The 16,153-nt window shown below is 70.3% G+C and carries 13 protein-coding genes and 1 tRNA gene; 8 read left to right on the forward strand and 6 right to left on the reverse strand.

Annotated features, from left to right (window positions below; genetic code table 11):
- Nucleotides 1-17: 17 nt before the first annotated feature.
- Complete coding sequence (locus ACPL7H_RS09735; protein ID WP_424788671.1) at nt 18-92, reverse strand: 50S ribosomal protein bL37; 75 nt, start codon at nt 90-92, stop codon at nt 18-20.
- 150 nt (nt 93-242) lie between these two features.
- Between ACPL7H_RS09735 and ACPL7H_RS09740 the strand changes: the two genes are divergently transcribed.
- Nucleotides 243-1,214 carry a zinc-binding dehydrogenase gene (locus ACPL7H_RS09740; protein WP_424796743.1) on the forward strand — a complete coding sequence of 324 codons (972 nt, stop codon included), beginning with the start codon at nt 243-245 and terminating at the stop codon, nt 1,212-1,214.
- Nucleotides 1,215-1,221: 7 nt separating this feature from the next.
- Here ACPL7H_RS09740 and ACPL7H_RS09745 read toward each other — a convergent pair whose 3' ends face one another.
- From ACPL7H_RS09745 to ACPL7H_RS09760, 4 genes are all read right to left on the reverse strand, one after another.
- Nucleotides 1,222-1,806, reverse strand: a complete 585-nt coding sequence (locus tag ACPL7H_RS09745; RefSeq protein ID WP_424790082.1) for a GDSL-type esterase/lipase family protein — start codon at nt 1,804-1,806, stop codon at nt 1,222-1,224.
- Nucleotides 1,803-5,783, reverse strand: a complete 3,981-nt coding sequence (locus ACPL7H_RS09750) for a multifunctional oxoglutarate decarboxylase/oxoglutarate dehydrogenase thiamine pyrophosphate-binding subunit/dihydrolipoyllysine-residue succinyltransferase subunit (protein WP_424796744.1) — start codon at nt 5,781-5,783, stop codon at nt 1,803-1,805. The genes ACPL7H_RS09745 and ACPL7H_RS09750 overlap by 4 nt, the downstream gene beginning before the upstream one ends.
- A gap of 180 nt (nt 5,784-5,963) precedes the next feature.
- Nucleotides 5,964-7,106 carry a sensor histidine kinase gene (locus ACPL7H_RS09755; protein WP_424796745.1) on the reverse strand — a complete coding sequence of 381 codons (1,143 nt, stop codon included), beginning with the start codon at nt 7,104-7,106 and terminating at the stop codon, nt 5,964-5,966.
- Nucleotides 7,107-7,115: 9 nt separating this feature from the next.
- Nucleotides 7,116-7,838, reverse strand: a complete 723-nt coding sequence (locus ACPL7H_RS09760; protein ID WP_424788596.1) for a response regulator transcription factor — start codon at nt 7,836-7,838, stop codon at nt 7,116-7,118.
- Nucleotides 7,839-8,123: 285 nt separating this feature from the next.
- Between ACPL7H_RS09760 and ACPL7H_RS09765 the strand changes: the two genes are divergently transcribed.
- Nucleotides 8,124-9,029, forward strand: coding sequence for a M23 family metallopeptidase (locus ACPL7H_RS09765; protein WP_424788595.1), 906 nt, complete (start codon nt 8,124-8,126; stop codon nt 9,027-9,029).
- Between the two features lie 161 nt (nt 9,030-9,190).
- On the opposite strand, the gene ACPL7H_RS09770 is transcribed toward ACPL7H_RS09765, so the two are convergent.
- Nucleotides 9,191-9,266 (reverse strand) — tRNA-Arg (locus ACPL7H_RS09770).
- Nucleotides 9,267-9,435: 169 nt separating this feature from the next.
- On the opposite strand from ACPL7H_RS09770, the gene ACPL7H_RS09775 reads away from it, so the two are divergent.
- The 6 genes from ACPL7H_RS09775 to thrB all read left to right on the forward strand — a co-directional run bounded on the left by ACPL7H_RS09775 (nt 9,436) and on the right by thrB (nt 15,978).
- Entirely contained in the window at nt 9,436-10,479 is a 1,044-nt protein-coding gene (locus tag ACPL7H_RS09775; protein ID WP_424796746.1) for a hypothetical protein, read from the forward strand.
- A 4-nt stretch (nt 10,480-10,483) separates the two neighbouring features.
- A complete protein-coding gene (locus ACPL7H_RS09780) occupies nt 10,484-11,269 on the forward strand; it encodes a hypothetical protein (protein ID WP_424796747.1) in 786 nt (261 codons plus the stop codon).
- Nucleotides 11,266-12,609, forward strand: a complete 1,344-nt coding sequence (lysA, locus tag ACPL7H_RS09785; RefSeq protein WP_424796748.1) for a diaminopimelate decarboxylase — start codon at nt 11,266-11,268, stop codon at nt 12,607-12,609. Before ACPL7H_RS09780 ends, lysA begins: the two co-directional genes overlap by 4 nt.
- Before the next feature lie 106 nt (nt 12,610-12,715).
- Entirely contained in the window at nt 12,716-14,023 is a 1,308-nt protein-coding gene (locus ACPL7H_RS09790; RefSeq protein ID WP_424796749.1) for a homoserine dehydrogenase, read from the forward strand.
- Nucleotides 14,023-15,084 (forward strand): threonine synthase, encoded by a 1,062-nt coding sequence (gene thrC / locus ACPL7H_RS09795; protein ID WP_424796750.1) that lies wholly within the window; start codon nt 14,023-14,025, stop codon nt 15,082-15,084. The genes ACPL7H_RS09790 and thrC overlap by 1 nt, the downstream gene beginning before the upstream one ends.
- A gap of 3 nt (nt 15,085-15,087) precedes the next feature.
- The gene (thrB, locus tag ACPL7H_RS09800) at nt 15,088-15,978 is read left to right on the forward strand and encodes a homoserine kinase (RefSeq protein ID WP_424796751.1); all 891 of its coding nucleotides are present in this window, start codon (nt 15,088-15,090) and stop codon (nt 15,976-15,978) included.
- The last annotated feature ends 175 nt before the right edge of the window (nt 15,979-16,153 follow it).

The following is a 16,153-nucleotide window of genomic DNA, read 5'->3' on the forward strand; positions in this document are numbered from 1 at the left end:
TTGCGTGTCGCGCTGGCTCAGCTGTTGGGACGCTTGCCGCTGTTGGCAGCGTTCTTGCGGCGGGCCTTGCGCTTACGTCCGCGCTTGCTCATCGGGCGCACCTTCCGGTTCGTCGGTCACGTAGGGGTCGGAGACCACCGCCCATCATCCCACACGGGGCCCCTCGGGTGACAATCACAGGGGTAGGCCGCCACGATCGCGACCCCGGGCGTCGGGTCCGGGCCCACCACTAGGCTGTGCCGATGCGCTGTGTCTACGTCCGAAGCCAGGATCCCGACCGCCCGCTGACCGGATTGGGCATCGGCCCGCTGGATCTTCACCCGCCCGAGGCCGACTGGGTGCCGGTGCAGGTCCGAGCGGCCTCGCTGAACCACCATGACCTGTGGAGTCTTCGCGGTGTGGGTCTGAGCGCCGACCGGCTTCCAATGGTGCTGGGCACCGACGCGGCCGGATTCGACCCCGACGGGCGGCGGGTGCTGGTGCACGCGGTGCTGACCAGCCCGGGCTGGGTGGGGGAGGAGACCCTGGACCCGCGACGCAGCCTGCTCTCCGAGCGCTACCCGGGCACACTGGCCGAGCGGGTCTGGGTTCCCGCACGGAACGTGGTCGCCATCGCCGACGGGATGTCCTTCCCCGATGCGGCCTGCCTGCCCACCGCCTATCTGACCGCGTACCGCCTCCTGGTCGATGCCGCGGGAGTACGGCCCGGGCAGCGGGTGCTGATCCAGGGTGCCGGCGGCGGGGTGGCGACCGCCGCGACGGTGCTCGCCCGGGCCATGGGCGCGCACGTCGTGGTCACCTCCCGCTCCGAGGAGCGTCGGGAGGCGGCCCTGGCGATCGGTGCGCACCAGGCGGTAGTGGCCGGGGAGCGGATCGAACCGGTGGATGCGGTGATCGAGACCGTCGGGGAGGCCACCTGGTCCCACTCGCTCCGTGCGCTGCGTCCCGGCGGGGTGGTCGCCGTCGCCGGAGCCACCTCCGGGGCGATGCCGCCGGCGGACCTCAACCGCGTGTTCTTCCGTAGCCTGCGGGTGGTCGGCTCCACCATGGGCACCCTGGAGCAACTGCACGGCCTCCTCGCGATGCTGCAGGCCACCGGGGTGCGCCCGGTGGTGGATTCGGTGCACCGGTTCGACGAGGAGGGAGTCCGCGCGGCGTTCGCGCGCCTGGACTCCGGTGCGGCGTTCGGCAAGGTCGTGCTCAGCCGCGACTGAGTAGCCCTCAGTTCTCCTCGGGCAGACCCAGCCAGGAGTGCCAGCCGTTGTGCAACACCAGCCAGGCCAGCAGCCCGTAGCCGGCCTGGCCGGGGTGCACGCCGTCCCCGGCGGCGACGTCTGCCTGCCACTGCTCGTGGGCACGCAGCGGCGCGAACGTCTCCACGTAGGGCACCCGCCGCCGCCCGCAGACGTCGGCGTAGGCTTCGGACAACCCGGCAAGGCCGGTCTCGGACGCTCCCGGACGCGGGGGAGGCCCGACGACGAAGGTCGGGATGGCGCGGGAGGCCGCGTCGTCGAGGACGTTGGCCAGGTTCAGCCGGCTCCGCGCCAGGGAGATCCCGTGCTCCAGGTCAGCACACCCAGGCGCCACCACCAGGTGGCCGGGCTCCTTGCCGAACCGGCGGTTGCACTCGCTCTCCCACCGACCGGCCAGAGCCGTGCTGGTCTCCCCGGGTACGGCCAGGGTGAAGAACGCCGGTGGCTCCTCGGCGCGGGTGCGGGCGGCCACCCGGCCGACCCACCCCATGCCGCGGGCATCGCCGACTCCGGCGACCAACTCGTCCCCGACGATGCAGATCCGTGTGCTCACCGGGTGAAGGCTTCGTCCAGCAGTGTCTCCTGCTCGCGCGCGTGCACCTTGCCCGAGCCGGTGGACGGTGCCGCCGATTCCGGCCTGGTGACGCCCCGGATACCCCGCTGCGCCACCGCGGGCACCGCCTCGGGAAGGTTCACGTACAGGTAGTTCCACGCGCCCTGGTTACGCGGCTCGTCCTGCACCCAGAGCAGTTCGGCGTCGCCGTAGCGGTCGAGTTCGGCAGCGATCTCCTCGGCCGGCAGCGGGTAGAGCTCCTCCACCCGTACCAGCGCGGTGCGGTCGTCGTTCTCCTTGATCCGGCGCGCGAGCAGGTCGTAGTAGATACGTCCGCTGCACAGCATCACCCGGTCCACCTTGGCGGCGTCGATGTGCTCATCGCCGATCACCGGGCGGAAGGTGCCGGTGGTGAAGTCCTCCACCTGGGACGTCGCCGCCCGCAGCCGCAGCAGCTGCTTGGGGGTGAACACCACCAGGGGCAGACGCGGGCGCTGGTAGGCCTGGCGCCGTAGCAGGTGGAAGTGGTTGGCCGGGGTGGAGGGCTGGGCAACGATCATGTTGTCCTCGGCGCCGAGTTGCAGGAACCGCTCGATCCGAGCCGAGGAGTGGTCCGGACCCTGGCCCTCGTACCCGTGCGGCAGGAGCAGCACCACCGAGGAATTCTGGCCCCACTTCTGCTCCGCGGAGGAGATGAACTCGTCGATGACGATCTGGGCACCGTTGACGAAGTCACCGAACTGGGCCTCCCACAGCACCAGGGCATCGGGACGCTCCACCGAGTAGCCGTACTCGAAGGCCAGTGCCGCGTACTCACTCAGCAGGGAGTCGTGCACCCAGAACTTGGCCTGGTCGGCGGCCAGATACATCAGCGGGGTCCACTCCGCACCGGTGTGGTAGTCGTGCAGGACCGCGTGCCGCTGCACGAACGTGCCGCGACGGGAGTCCTGACCGGCCAGGCGCACCGGGGTGCCCTCCAGGAGCAGCGACCCGAAGGCCATCAACTCCCCGAAGGCCCAGTCCACGTTGCCCTCGGTGGCCATCTTGGCCCGCCGCTGCAACAGCTTGTCCAGTTTCGGGTGCACCGTGAAGCCCTCCGGCGGGCGCGTGTGCGCTTCACCGACGCGGGCCAGCAGGTTGGCCGGCACGGCGGTCTGCCAGCCGACCATCACCCCGGCGTCCTCCTGCTGGGACTCCGGACGCTCCAGGCCGGCCACCGTTGTCGGGTCACCGGAGTTCTCGGCGTTGCGCGACTCGGTGAAGACCCGCTCCAACTCCTTGCGGTAGTCGGCGAGGAACTCCTCGGCCTCCTCCTCGGTGAGGTCACCGCGTCCCACCAGCGCCTCGGTGAACAGGGTGCGCACCGAGCGCTTGTCCTCGATCAGGGAGTACATCACCGGCTGGGTCATCGAGGGGTCATCACCCTCGTTGTGCCCGCGGCGGCGGTAGGACACCATGTCGATGATGACGTCGCGGTTGAACTCCTGGCGGTAGTCGAAGGCCAGCGCCGCGACGTGCGCCACCGCCTCCGGGTCATCACCGTTGACGTGGAAGATCGGTACCTGCAGACCCTTGGCCACGTCGGTGGCGTAGAGCGTGGACCGGGTGGAGGAGGCACCGGCGGTGAAGCCGACCTGGTTGTTGATCAGGATGTGCACGGTGCCGCCGGTGCGGTAGCCGCGCAACTGAGCGAGCTGGAGGGTCTCGGTCACCACGCCCTGGCCGGAGAAGGCGGCGTCACCGTGGATCAGGATCGGCAGCACCGAGAAGCCCGAGCCGCCCATGTCGATCCGGTCCTGCTTGGCCCGCACCACACCTTCCAGGACGCCGTTGACGGCCTCCAGGTGGGAGGGGTTGGCAGCCAGGTAGACCTTGGTGGTCTCCCCGTCCACGGCCGTGTAGGTGCCCTCAGTGCCCAGGTGGTACTTCACGTCACCGCTGCCCTGTACCGTGCGCGGGTCCTGGTTGCCCTCGAACTCGGCGAAGATCTGCCGGTAGGACTTGCCCGCGATGTTGGCCAGCACGTTCATCCGGCCACGATGCGGCATCCCGATGGCCACCTCGTCCAGGCCCTCCTGGGCGGCGCGCTGCAGGATCCGGTCCAACATCGGGATGAGGGACTCACCACCTTCGAGGCTGAAGCGCTTCTGACCCACGTACTTGGTCTGCAGGAACGTCTCGAACGCCTCGGCGGCGTTGAGGGTGCGCAGGATCTGGCGCTGCTCGGCTCCGACCGGCTTGGTCCAGCCCGACTCCAGGCGCTGCTGCAACCAGCGGCGCTGGGCGCCGTCGTGCAGGTGCATGTACTCCACGCCGATGGTGCGGCAGTAGGAGTTGCGCAGCAGCCCGAGGATGTCGCGCAGCGGCATCCGGGCCTTGCCACCGAATCCGCCGGTGGGGAAGGTCCGGTCCAGGTCCCACAGGGTCAGGTTGTGGTTCTGCACGTCCAGGTCGGGGTGCTTGCGCTGGCGGTAGGCCAGCGGGTCGGTGTCGGCGATCAGGTGGCCGCGGGACCGGAAGGCGTGGATCAGTTCGGCGATCCGGGCCGGCTTGGTGAGTTCCTCGTCCTCGGTGCCGGCGATGTCGGTGGTCCAGCGGACCGGCTCGTAGGGGACGCGCAACGACGCGAAGACGCGGTCGTAGAAGCCGTCCTCACCGAGCAACTTGGAGTGAACGATCCGCAGGAAGTCACCGGACTGGGCGCCCTGGATGATCCTGTGGTCGTACGTGGAGGTCAGGGTCATCGTCTTGGAGATGCCCATCCGGGCCAGGGTCTCGGACGAGGCGCCCTGGAACTCGGCCGGATAGTTCATGGCGCCCACGCCGACGATGGTGCCCTGGCCCTGCATCAGCCGCGGTACCGAGTGCTCGGTGCCGATGGTTCCGGGGTTGGTCAGGGTGATGGTGGTGCCGGTGAAGTCCTCCACCGTCAGTTTCCCGTCGCGGGCCTTGCGAACCAGTTGCTCGTAAGCGAGCCAGAACTCGGCGAAGTTCATCTGCTCCGCGCCCTTGATCGAGGGCACCAGGAGCTGGCGGGTGCCGTCCGGGCGGGGCAGGTCGATCGCCAGGCCGAAGTTGACGTTGGCCGGGTTGACGATCCCCGGCTTGCCGTCCACCTCGCGGTAGCCGGCGTTCATCTCGGGCATGTCCGCCAGTGCCTCGACGATCGCGAACCCGATCAGGTGGGTGAAGGAGACCTTCCCGCCCCGGCCGCGCTGCAGGTGGTTGTTCAGCACGATCCGGTTGTCCACCATCAACTTCGCCGGGATGGAGCGTACGCTCGTGGCGGTGGGGACGGTCAGCGAGGACTCCATGTTGGTGACCACGCGGGCCGCGGCCCCACGCAGCCGTGAGGCCTCGTCATCGCCGCCGGTGCTCCGCGGGCCACCGGCGGTGGGGGCCGAGGTGTAGGTGGCAGTGGCGGCCACGGCGGTCACCTCGGGAGCGGCCGGGGGCAGGTCGGCGGGGACCTGGGTGCCCGAGGCGTCGGTCTTCTCGGCCTGCACCGAGTCGGCCGAGTGTGCCTCGGCGTCCACCGGTGCGGGGTCCGGGGCGGGCTCGGCGACGGCCCGGGCGGCCCTGGCCTGCCGGGCGGGTTCGTCGCGACCGGACTCGGCTTCGTCGCGACCGGACTCGGCTTCGTCGCGACCGGACTCGGCTTCGTCGCGACCGGACTCGGCTTCGTCGCGACCGGACTCGGCGCCGCCGGTCTCGTCGGTGCCGGACTCGGACTGTTCGGCGTCATCCGCGCCGTCGGCTGCGGGCGCGCCGTCGGTGCCGTTGTCCGCGCTCGCGCTCGCGTCCTCATCACGGTAGGACGCGAAGAACTTCCGCCAAGCGGGATCGACGAGGGAGGCATCCTTCTTGTATTTCGCGAACTGCTCTTCGATGAGCCATTCGTTTCCGCCGAAGGATTCCGCGCTCAGCGCGGGGTTTGCTGGGGCCTGCTCGGACACGCGGGGATCGCCCTCTTCCACAACGATGAGTGTGTTGATGAACACCCCCAGCCTAAGCGACGAGGTCCCGGGGAACGTCGTCAAAGTGCCGTGGAGCACACGGAAATCTCGGGATCGAGCGGATGTCGACCCGGCTGTTCAAGAGCCGGTCAACACCGAGTCAGCGATCGCGCTCAATGGGGTCGACTGCTGGTGTGGCCGTCACTTCGACCCGGGCCAGGTGCTGCGGGCCGGGGAGGGTCCCGTGGTGGGCAGCCGAACCCGGACCGTGGTGCCCAGCGGCGGGCTGGAGTCCGCGATGGCGATGGTGCCGCCGTGCAGGCCGACAGCCCAGCGGGCGATGGCAAGGCCCAGACCGGTGCCGCCGGTGGACTCACCGACACGCTGGTCCGGGGCGTTGCCGCGTTCGAATCGTTCGAAGACCTTGACCCGGTCCGCCTTCGGGATGCCCTCGCCCTCGTCGGTCACATCGATCACCACCTCGTCGCCGGCGCTGCCGTACCGTGCCAGCAGTTGGATCCGGCCGCCGTCGGGCGAGTGCCGGGAGGCGTTGGCGACCAGGTTGGACAGGACCTGCCGCAGGCGTTCCACGTCGGCGCGCAAGCGCAGGTCCTCCGGGGTGGCGCGCACCTGCCAGGTCAGTTCACGGGTGTGCTGCGCGGCGGCGTGACGGGCCTGGTCCGCCACCTCCTGGAGCAGGTCTTGCACGGTCACATCGGTCAGGTCCAGGTTCACCGCGCCTGCTTCCAGGCGGGACAGGTCCAGCAGATAGGTGACCAGCCTGGACAGCCGTTCCAACTGGGTCAGCGTGGCCTCCAGCGCCGGACCGTCGGCCGGCACCACCCCGTCGGCCATGTTCTCCAGCTGCGCGCGCAGTGCGGCGACGGGGGTGCGCAGTTCGTGCGAGACGTTGGCCACCATCTCCCGTCGCTGGCTGTCCAGGGTGTGCAGTTCGGTGGCCATCGAGTTGAAGGCGGCGGCGAGTTCGCCGACCTCGTCCTGACTGTCGGTGTGCACCCGGGTGCTGTATTCCCCACGCGCCATCGCCCGGGCAGCGGCAGTCATCTCGCGCAGCGGCCGGGTCATCCCCCGCGCCAGGATCTGCGTGATGAGCAAGGAGGAGACCAGGGCCACCGGGAAGGTGCGCAGCACCCCGAAATCGAACCGGATACCCACCCAGGTCACCAGCGTGAACATCACCACCGTGGCAGCGATGATCACGATCAGTTTCATCTTGATCGAGCGCATCGGGTCCAGCGGACGCAACTCCGCCAGCGCGGTGGTGAACCGGCGCCACCAGGTCACCTCGGTGGAACGCGCGTGCCGCAGGCTCGAGGTGTTCACGGTGGTGCCTCAACCACCGGTGGGTTCGAAGGAATAGCCGACGCCGTGCACGGTGCGGATGAGGTCCGCACCCAGCTTCCGCCGCAGCGCTTTGACGTGGGAGTCCACGGTCCTCGTGCCCGAGGCGTCGGCCCAGTCCCACACCTCGGCGAGCAGGCGCTCGCGGGACAGGACGGTGCCCGGTTGGGTGGCCAGGCAGACCAACAGGTCGAACTCGGTGGGGGTCAGATGTGCCGGCTCCCCGCCCCGCTGCACCCGGCGCGAGGCGCGGTCGATCCGCACGTCGCCGAGTTGGATCGGAGGTTCGGCGGAACTGTTCACCGCCGCGTTGCGGGCCCGCTGCACTCGTCGCAGCAGCACCTTGAGCCGGGCGAGCAACTCACGCATCGAGAATGGTTTGGTCATATAGTCATCGGCGCCCACCCCCAGACCGATGATCATGTCGGTCTCATCGTCGCGCGCGGTGAGCATCAGGATCGGGGCGCCCGGTGCCGACTCACCATGGTGGTCGGACTGGATCCGGCGGCACACCTCCAGGCCGTCGATGCCGGGCAGCATCACATCCAGCACGATGATGTCCGGGCGCACCTCGCGGGCGCGCTCGACCCCGGCGTGGCCGTCGTGGGCCACGTGCACCTGCCACCCTTCGGCTTCCAGCCGGTGGGCGATCTGGGCGGCGATCTCCGTCTCGTCCTCGATGATCAGGGCCACGGTCGCTGTCGTGCCAGGCATGGCCAAACTCTGTCACACATCCCCGCGCGAGGGGGTGAACCCCCGCGTCCGCCCAGCACGTCATCCGTCTGGCGCACACATCCCCGCGCGAGGGGGTGAACCGTGCGCGCGGGCAGGGGTGCCGGGTGCTGCGGGTTGTGAAGGAATTGTCCACAGGTGTGGCGACTTCCACAGCGGAAGCCGGCAACGTTGCCCCGGCACCGTGTCCGTACCGTTATAGTGGCTCGCGGTGCGTTTGCGCACCGTCCGATGTTCCTGTATCCCCGCCGTGCCGCCGGAGACTGTGTGACTGCCAAGCGTGTGTCGAACGAGACCGCGCTGACCCGACGCCAGTTGCGCGAGCAGGCCCGGCTCGAGGCCGCCAGGAGGAACCGGCCGCACCGCCCTGCAGGGCGGTGGATGGGTCGATTGGCCGTGCTCACCGCGCTGGGCCTGGCTACCTGGGTGGTCCCGGCCACGGGCGTGGTGCTGCCTCAGGTCGAGGTCGAGGAGGATCGGCCGGCGATGCTGGCCGACGCCAGTGCGCTGGACACCCTGGTCAGTGATGTGCCCTCGGAGTCCGACGCGCACGCGACGACGGCGCTGCTCGCCGACCCGGAGGCCTCCGGCCGGGCGCTGGTGGCCGCCAGTCGCAACCTGGCCGAGCGCGGTGCCCCCGGTTGCGGGGTGTCGGCGGTGGAGGCGAACGGAACCCTGGCCGCGGAGTCCTCCTCCAGCGAGGTGGACCTGGTGCGACCGCTGTCCGATGGCAGTTACCGGCTCACCTCCCACTACGGCTACCGGATCCACCCCATCTTCGGGCGCTACTCCGAACACACCGGGCTGGACTTCGCCGCACCGGTGGGGACCCCGATCCATGCCATTGCCGACGGCGTGGTGACCCATGCCGGTGCGGGCCGGGACGGGCGCAGCGGAATGTTGGTGATCATCGAGCACGAGATCAACGGTGCTCCGGTGTGGAGTTGGTACGTGCACATGTACCCCAACGGCGTCTACGTCAACGTGGGCCAGCAGGTGGCTGCGGGCGAGGTAATCGGTGCGGTGGGCTCTTATGGCAACTCCACCGGGCCGCACCTGCACCTGGAGATCCACGTGGATCAGAATCTGACCACGGTGGACCCGAACGTCTGGCTGAACCAGCAGGGCGCGCTGCCGCTGAACTCCGAGACGATGGCCTGCGCCCAGGACTGAGTTGGCCCGAAGGCCCGAACGGCCCGGCAATGCGCCTGAGCGACGGGCTCGGCAATCGCCTGAGCGACGACTGGGTGGTTCTGCGCGCGATCTCGCCGTCGACCGGTCTGGTGTCAGGGGGATTCCGGCGCCGCTGCTGGGTGGCCCCGACACCAAAGTGCTGGTGCCCCCGACAGGATTCGAACCTGTGGCCTTCTGCTCCGGAGGCAGACGCTCTATCCACTGAGCTACGGGGGCGTGGTCGCCGAGACGAGAGGCTATCAGCACTGGCGGGGTGAGACCGAACCGCAGGGCAAGGTGCGTCCGGGGTCACACCTGAGGCCGCCCCGCAGCGGGGTGCCCTTACGATGAGAACCGTGATGTATTGACGAGAACCACCGATTGATCGCACCGAGGAGTTGCCGCGATGACCCAACCGCCCGCGCAGGGACCCGGTAGCGGACCGGAGGGTTCTGATCACCCCACCCAGTCCTTCGGTCACCCCGCAGCTGACCAGCCCACGCGTTCCTTCCCGTCCCCGGGTGGTGACGCTCAGCCGGGTTACGGCCAGCAGCCTGCTCATGGGCAGCCTGCCCAGGGTCAGCAGCCCGGTTACGGCCAGCAACCCGGCTACGGCCAGCAGCCTGGTTACGGCCAGCAGCCTAGTTACGGCCAGCAGCCTGCTCATGGGCAGCCCGGTTATGGTCAGCAGGCCGGCTACGGCGGAGCGTCCGGGCCGCAGCAACGCCGTCGGTCGCCCGCACCGATCGTGGTCGGGGTGATAGTGGCCGTACTGGTGCTCGCTGGCCTGGTCTTCGCCGCTGTGAGCCTCGCCGGCGGCGATGACGAGGACCCGGCCGTAGGCCCCGGGACCGAGGAGACGACGCAGGCACCGGACGCGGGGGACCAGCCTGAACCGGCCAACACCGATACGGGTGAGGACACCGACGAAGGGAGCGCCGACGAGGGGGACGCCGGCGAGGAGGGCGCGGCCGAGGACGACGCCCGTGACGAACCCGAGACCGAGCCCACCGGTGGCGAGTTGTACGACCACCTGAACCAGCACGCCACCGTGGTGGACGCGGAGAACTCCCAGTGGACCATCGACGAGGCCGGCTGGACCGACCACGAACTCGACGGGGCCAGCCCGGCCGAGGCCTACACCGCCGACTTCACCTCAGATGCCGACGAGTCCCTGACCATGTGGGCCGCGCTGTGGGATGACCTCGACGAGGCGGTCACCACCGCCGAGGGGCTGGTGGACGAACGCGGCCCCGCCGATGAGACCGGCGAGGTCTGGCGTATCGAGGATGACTCCGAGGTTGAGGACGACCTCGCGTACGGCGTCTTCCACATGTGGCAGGACGGATCCCAGATCGAGGTGATCTGGTGGGACGACACCGGCGTGGTGCGGCACCTGAGCGGACCGGCCGAATCCACCTGGGACTTCTACCTGTGGGTCTCGATCTGACGTTGTGTGGCAGGAGGACCTGACCGGCCAGGTGGCCGCGGCGCTCGATCGTGACGATCTGGTGCTGGTGCGCGCACCTGCCGATCAGGGCGACTGGGCGACCCTGGTGCTACCGCCGCGACCAGTGGGGTCGGTGCTGGACCTGCCGGTCGTGCAGCGGACGACCTGGCAGCATGGCCGGCTCTTCCTCACCCTGACCACCACCGCTCGCGGTCAGGTCGTGGCCGACGTCCTCACCGGACGGAACCCGCCACCGCCGGCCCCGCCGCCGGCCGACTCCGAGCGGGCCAGGCGCTCGGCGACACTGGCTCGCGCCGGTGGCGGAGTCGACCTCATGCCCGGCCGGCTCTACCCGGTACGTCGTGCCCGTGCCCGAACCGCGATGCTGCTGCGCCAGGGCGTCGACCACGGGGTGCTGCCTGCGCCCGAGGGCCCGGCCGGCGACGTACTGCCCGGGGTGCTGGCAGGGATCTGGCGGGACCTGGCGCACACCCGCACCGAGGACGCCCGCACCCGCGCGCTGCTGCTGGCGCTGGCGGCCGCCCACCTGGCCCGCCATCGCGCCCGCCTTCAGGACCGTGGCGCCCCGGTGGTGTCCAACCTCCGGCAGATCACGGGCGCGTTCACCGACTGGTTCGCCCACTCCCGGTCCACACCCCGTGGCCCGATCACCGCTGATGCCCCCATCATGGATACCTACCGCCTCAACCTCGCCCTGGCCTGTGCGACCGGGCTGGTGCTCCGCACCGGCCTGCGGGAACTGGGCCTGACCGCACCGGAGAACCTGTGAGCACACCACCTGACGCCCACCTGTGGCCGTCCCGCACCACCGTGACCGAGGGGGCGTGGTCCGTGGACGGGCTTTCCCTCGCTGACATCGCCGAGGAGTTCGGCACACCCTCATACGTGCTGGACGTGGCCACGCTGCGGGAGCGGGCCCGGCGCTACCGCGACGCCCTCGCCGGCGCATTCGCTCCGCAGGGCATCGAGGTGGACGTCTACTACGCCTCCAAGGCCTTCAGTTCCACCGCGGTGCTGCGCTGGGTGCACGAGGAAGGCTTGGCGGTGGACGTGGCGAGCCTGGGGGAACTTTCCACCGCGCTGAAGGCGCAGGTGCCACCCACCCGGCTCGGCCTGCACGGGAACAACAAGTCCGACGACGAACTTGACCTGGCGGTGCGCTCCGGTGTGGGACGCATCGTCGTGGACTCACTGGAGGAGATCGAGCGTCTGGCACAGGTAGCCGCCGCGCACGGGGTGCGCCAGGGCGTCCTGGTGCGGGTGACCACAGGAGTGCACGCCGGCGGGCACGACTTCATCGCGACCGCGCACGAGGACCAGAAGTTCGGGCTGTCGCTGGCCACCGGCGCGGCCCGCCGGGCGCTGGAGACCATCGCTGCCACCACCTCGTTGCGCCTGCTCGGCCTGCACTCCCACATCGGCTCCCAGATCACCGGCAGCGCTGGATTCGCCGCGGCTGCCCAGGCGCTGCTGGGCCTGCGCGCCGACTTCGCCGCCGACCAGGACTACGTGATGCCAGAGGTGGATCTCGGTGGTGGCTTCGGAGTGGCTTACACACCCGGTGAGCAGGAACTCGACATCACCGCGGCCGCCGGCGAACTCGCCGAGGTGGTGCGCTCCCGGAGTTCCCGGGACGGGCTGCCTGCCCCGGCTATCTCCTTCGAGCCCGGGCGGGCGATCATCGCCCCGGCGATGCTGACTCTGTACCGGGTCGGCACGTGCAAACCGGTGCGCACCGAGGAAGGCACCACCAGGCTCTATGTCTCGGTCGACGGGGGGATGAGCGATAACCTGCGCCCGGCCCTGTACGGGGCCGATTACCACGCACAGGTGGTCGGCCGGGACGTCCCCGGCGATACCGTGGCGGCCCGTGTGGTGGGTATGCACTGCGAGAGCGGGGACATCGTGGTGCGTGACGTGAGGCTGCCGGCCGGGATCAGCCGCGGGGACCTGCTCGCGGTTCCGGTCACTGGAGCCTACGGACGCTCAATGGCCTCCAACTACAACCTGGTGCCCCGACCCGGAGTGGTCGCGGTGCAGGACGGGGCGGCGCGCGAGATCGTGCGCCGCGAGAGCGTGGCCGACCTGCTCGCACTCGACGTGGGCTGAGCCGGCACCAGCCTCGCCCCCCCGTCCACCCGTCCACGCATCGGTCAGCACCACGGGCCTTCCACGGCGCCCCTTAGGGTGAGTCCGTCACCGCCGAGAGGAGATCATGGACACCATCGCGTCAGAACCAGTCCTGCGGGTCGCCGTGCTGGGCTGCGGAACGGTCGGCACCGAGGTGATCCGGGGACTGCGCACGCAGGCCGAGGAACTGGCTGCCCGCAGCGGGACCCGCATGGAGATCAGTGCGATCATCGTGCGTGACACCACCCTCGCGCGAGACCCGGTGGTGCCGACGGAGTTGCTGGGCACCGATGCCCGGGCCGCGGTCGAGTCGGCCGACCTCGTGGTGGAGTTGATGGGCGGTATCGAACCGGCGCGCAGCCTCATCGTGGCCGCACTGCGCCGCGGTGCCGGCGTGGTCACGGCGAACAAGGCGCTGCTCGCCACCCACGGCCCGGAGTTGTTCGAGGCCGCCGACGCCGCCGAGGCGGACCTGTTCTTCGAGGCTGCGGTGGCCGGTGCGGTGCCGGTGGTGCGCGGGGTGCGCGAATCCCTGGCCGGAGACTCCATCAGTCGCATCGTGGGCATCGTCAACGGCACCACGAACTACATCCTGGACCAGATGAGCACCGCGGGCGTCGACTTCGACGAGGCCCTGGCCCAGGCCAAAGCCCTGGGCTACGCCGAGGCTGACCCCACCGCTGACGTCGACGGGCTGGACGCCGCGGCCAAGACGGCGATCCTGGCCTCCCTGGCCTTCCACTCCCGTATCCACCTCGATGACGTGGCGGTCTCCGGGATCCGCGACATCACGCCCTCGGACATCGCGGCGGCCAAGCACTCCGGCCACGTGCTCAAACTGCTGGCGATCGCCGAACAGCGTCAGGACGAGACCGCCCGCGGCGTCGCGGTGCGGGTCCACCCTGCGCTCATCCCGCTGGACCACCCCCTCGCCAATGTGCGGGAGGCCTACAACGCCGTGCTGGTGCAGGCCGAGGGCGCGGGCACGCTGATGTTCTACGGCGCCGGTGCCGGCGGAGCGCCGACAGCCTCGGCGGTGCTGGGTGACCTGGTCGCTGCGGCCCGCCACCGCTCCACCGGGGGGCGGGCACCGGCGGAGTCCGACTACGCCGCGCTGCGCTCCCTGCCGGCCGAGTACGTGCAGACGCGTTACCAGGTGCGCCTGGAGGTGCGCGACCGGCCCGGCGTGCTGGCCACGCTGGCGACCACCGTGTCGGAGCAGCACGTCTCGGTGGAGACCGTGCGGCAGACGGCCACCGAGGAGGGCCAGGCCACGCTGGTGCTCATCACCCACCTGGCCGATGAGCGGGCCCTGCAGGCGATGATCGAGGCAGTCGATAGGCTCGAGGACGTGCTGAGGATCTCCTCGGTGCTACGCGTGGAGGGACACTGATGGCCAAGCCGTGGCGGGGCGTGATCGCCGAGTACGCCGAGCGACTGCCGATCGATGACGTGGATCCGGTCATCACCTTGGGTGAAGGTGGTACCCCGCTGGTCCCGGCCCCGAGCCTCTCGGCCGCGACCGGCGCCCAGGTTCACATCAAGGTCGAGGGCGCCAACCCCACCGGGTCGTTCAAGGACCGCGGGATGACGATGGCGATGAGCAAAGTGGCCGGCGCCGGCACCGAGGTTGTGGTCTGCGCCTCCACCGGGAACACCTCGGCCTCGGCCGCGGCCTACGCAGTCCGGGCCGGGCTGCGCTGCGCGGTGATCCTGCCCGCCGGAAAGATCGCGGCGGGCAAGCTCGCCCAGGCGATCGTGCACGGTGCCGAACTGGTGGCCGTGGACGGGAACTTCGACGACTGCCTGCGGATCGTGCGGCACCTGTCCCAGGCCTACCCGGTGGCACTGGTGAACTCGGTGAACCCGTACCGGCTGCACGGGCAGAAGACGGCTGCCTTCGAGGTGGTCGACGTCCTGGGGGACGCCCCGCACATCCACGTGCTCCCGGTGGGCAACGCCGGGAACATCAGCGCCTACTGGATGGGGTACCGGGAGTACCTCAGCGATGACCTGGCCACCCGCACCCCACAGATGTGGGGCGTCCAGGCCGAGGGCGCGGCTCCGCTGGTCAAGGGGGAGGTGGTGGAGCACCCGGAGACCGTGGCCACCGCGATCCGGATCGGCAACCCCGCCTCCTGGGAACTGGCGGTGGCGGCGCGGGACGATTCCGGCGGGCGCATCGACGCCGTCAGTGACGCCCAGATCCTGGCTGCCCAGGAGCTCCTGGCCCGCGAGGTGGGCATCTTCGTCGAACCGGCCTCCGCGGCGAGCGTGGCCGGTCTGCTCTCCCGCGCCGAGGAGGGAGCGGTGCCCGAAGGCGCCCAGGTGGTGTGCACCGTGACCGGGAACGGCCTGAAGGACACCGCTACCGCGTTGGGGCAGCGCCAGGTCGACCCGCCCGTGATCTCCACCGACCCGGCAGCTGCGGCCCGCGCACTCGGATTGGACTGAGCGGTGCGGCTGGTCCGTGATCAGGTCACCGTGACGGTGCCCGCCACGTGCGCGAACCTGGGTCCGGGTTTCGACTCGTTCGGACTGGCCGTGGCCATCCATGACGTGGTGCAGGTCCGCGCCACCACCGGCGCCACCCGCGTGCACGTCAGCGGCGCCGGGGCGCAAGAGGTGCCCGACGGCGAGGAGCACCTGGTGGTCCGCGCGATGCGGGTGGCCCTGGACCAGGTGGGCGCCCCACAGGCGGGGCTGGAACTGCGGTGCGCCAATGCGATCCCGCACGGGCGAGGACTGGGGTCCTCCGCCGCAGCGGTGGTCGCCGGGTTGCTGGCGGTGCGGGAACTGATCTCCGAGCCCGAGGCCCTGGACGACGGGCTCATCCTGCAGTTGGCCACCGAACTCGAAGGCCACCCCGACAACGCCGCCCCGGCCCTGCACGGGGGCGCCACCATCGCCTGGACGGACCAGGGACAGGCCCACGCGGCACAGGTACCGGTGCATGACCTGGAGGTCACGGTGCTGATCCCGCAGCGCCGGCTGTCCACCTCCCGGGCTCGTACCGCGCTTCCACGAACCATCGCCCATGCCGACGCCGCCGCCAACTCCGCCCGCGCCGGGCTGCTCACGCTCGCACTGGGCAGCCGCCCGGATCTGTTGTTCGCAGCCACCCAGGACTGGCTGCACCAGCGTTACCGGGCCGACGTGATGCCGGAGAGCCTGGAGTTGCTGGACCGGTTGCGCCGGGCGGGCCTGCCTGCGGTGATCTCCGGCGCCGGACCCACCTTGCTGCTGTTCGGGGCCCTGCCGGCAGAGCAACTGGCCACCATCCCGGCCGGCTGGCGGGTGCGCCACCCCGACGTCGACCGGCACGGACCGCGGGTCGCCGCGCCCTGAGGGGCCCGGCGTTGATTTCTGGGGAGAGTGCGGTGCTAGGCTTGCATCGCACCCCGGGCGGGCGTGGACACGCCGCCGTTGACCAGGGTGTACCCCCAAAGTTTTCAGGCGCTGTGGCGCGGGCCGGTGCTTTCCGGCCGTGCGGCGCACCGACGCCGGTGATCGCACCGGCAGA

The sequence above is a fragment of the Pseudactinotalea sp. Z1732 genome (assembly GCF_049724975.1).
Taxonomy (GTDB): Bacteria; Actinomycetota; Actinomycetes; order Actinomycetales; family Beutenbergiaceae; genus CALKWS01.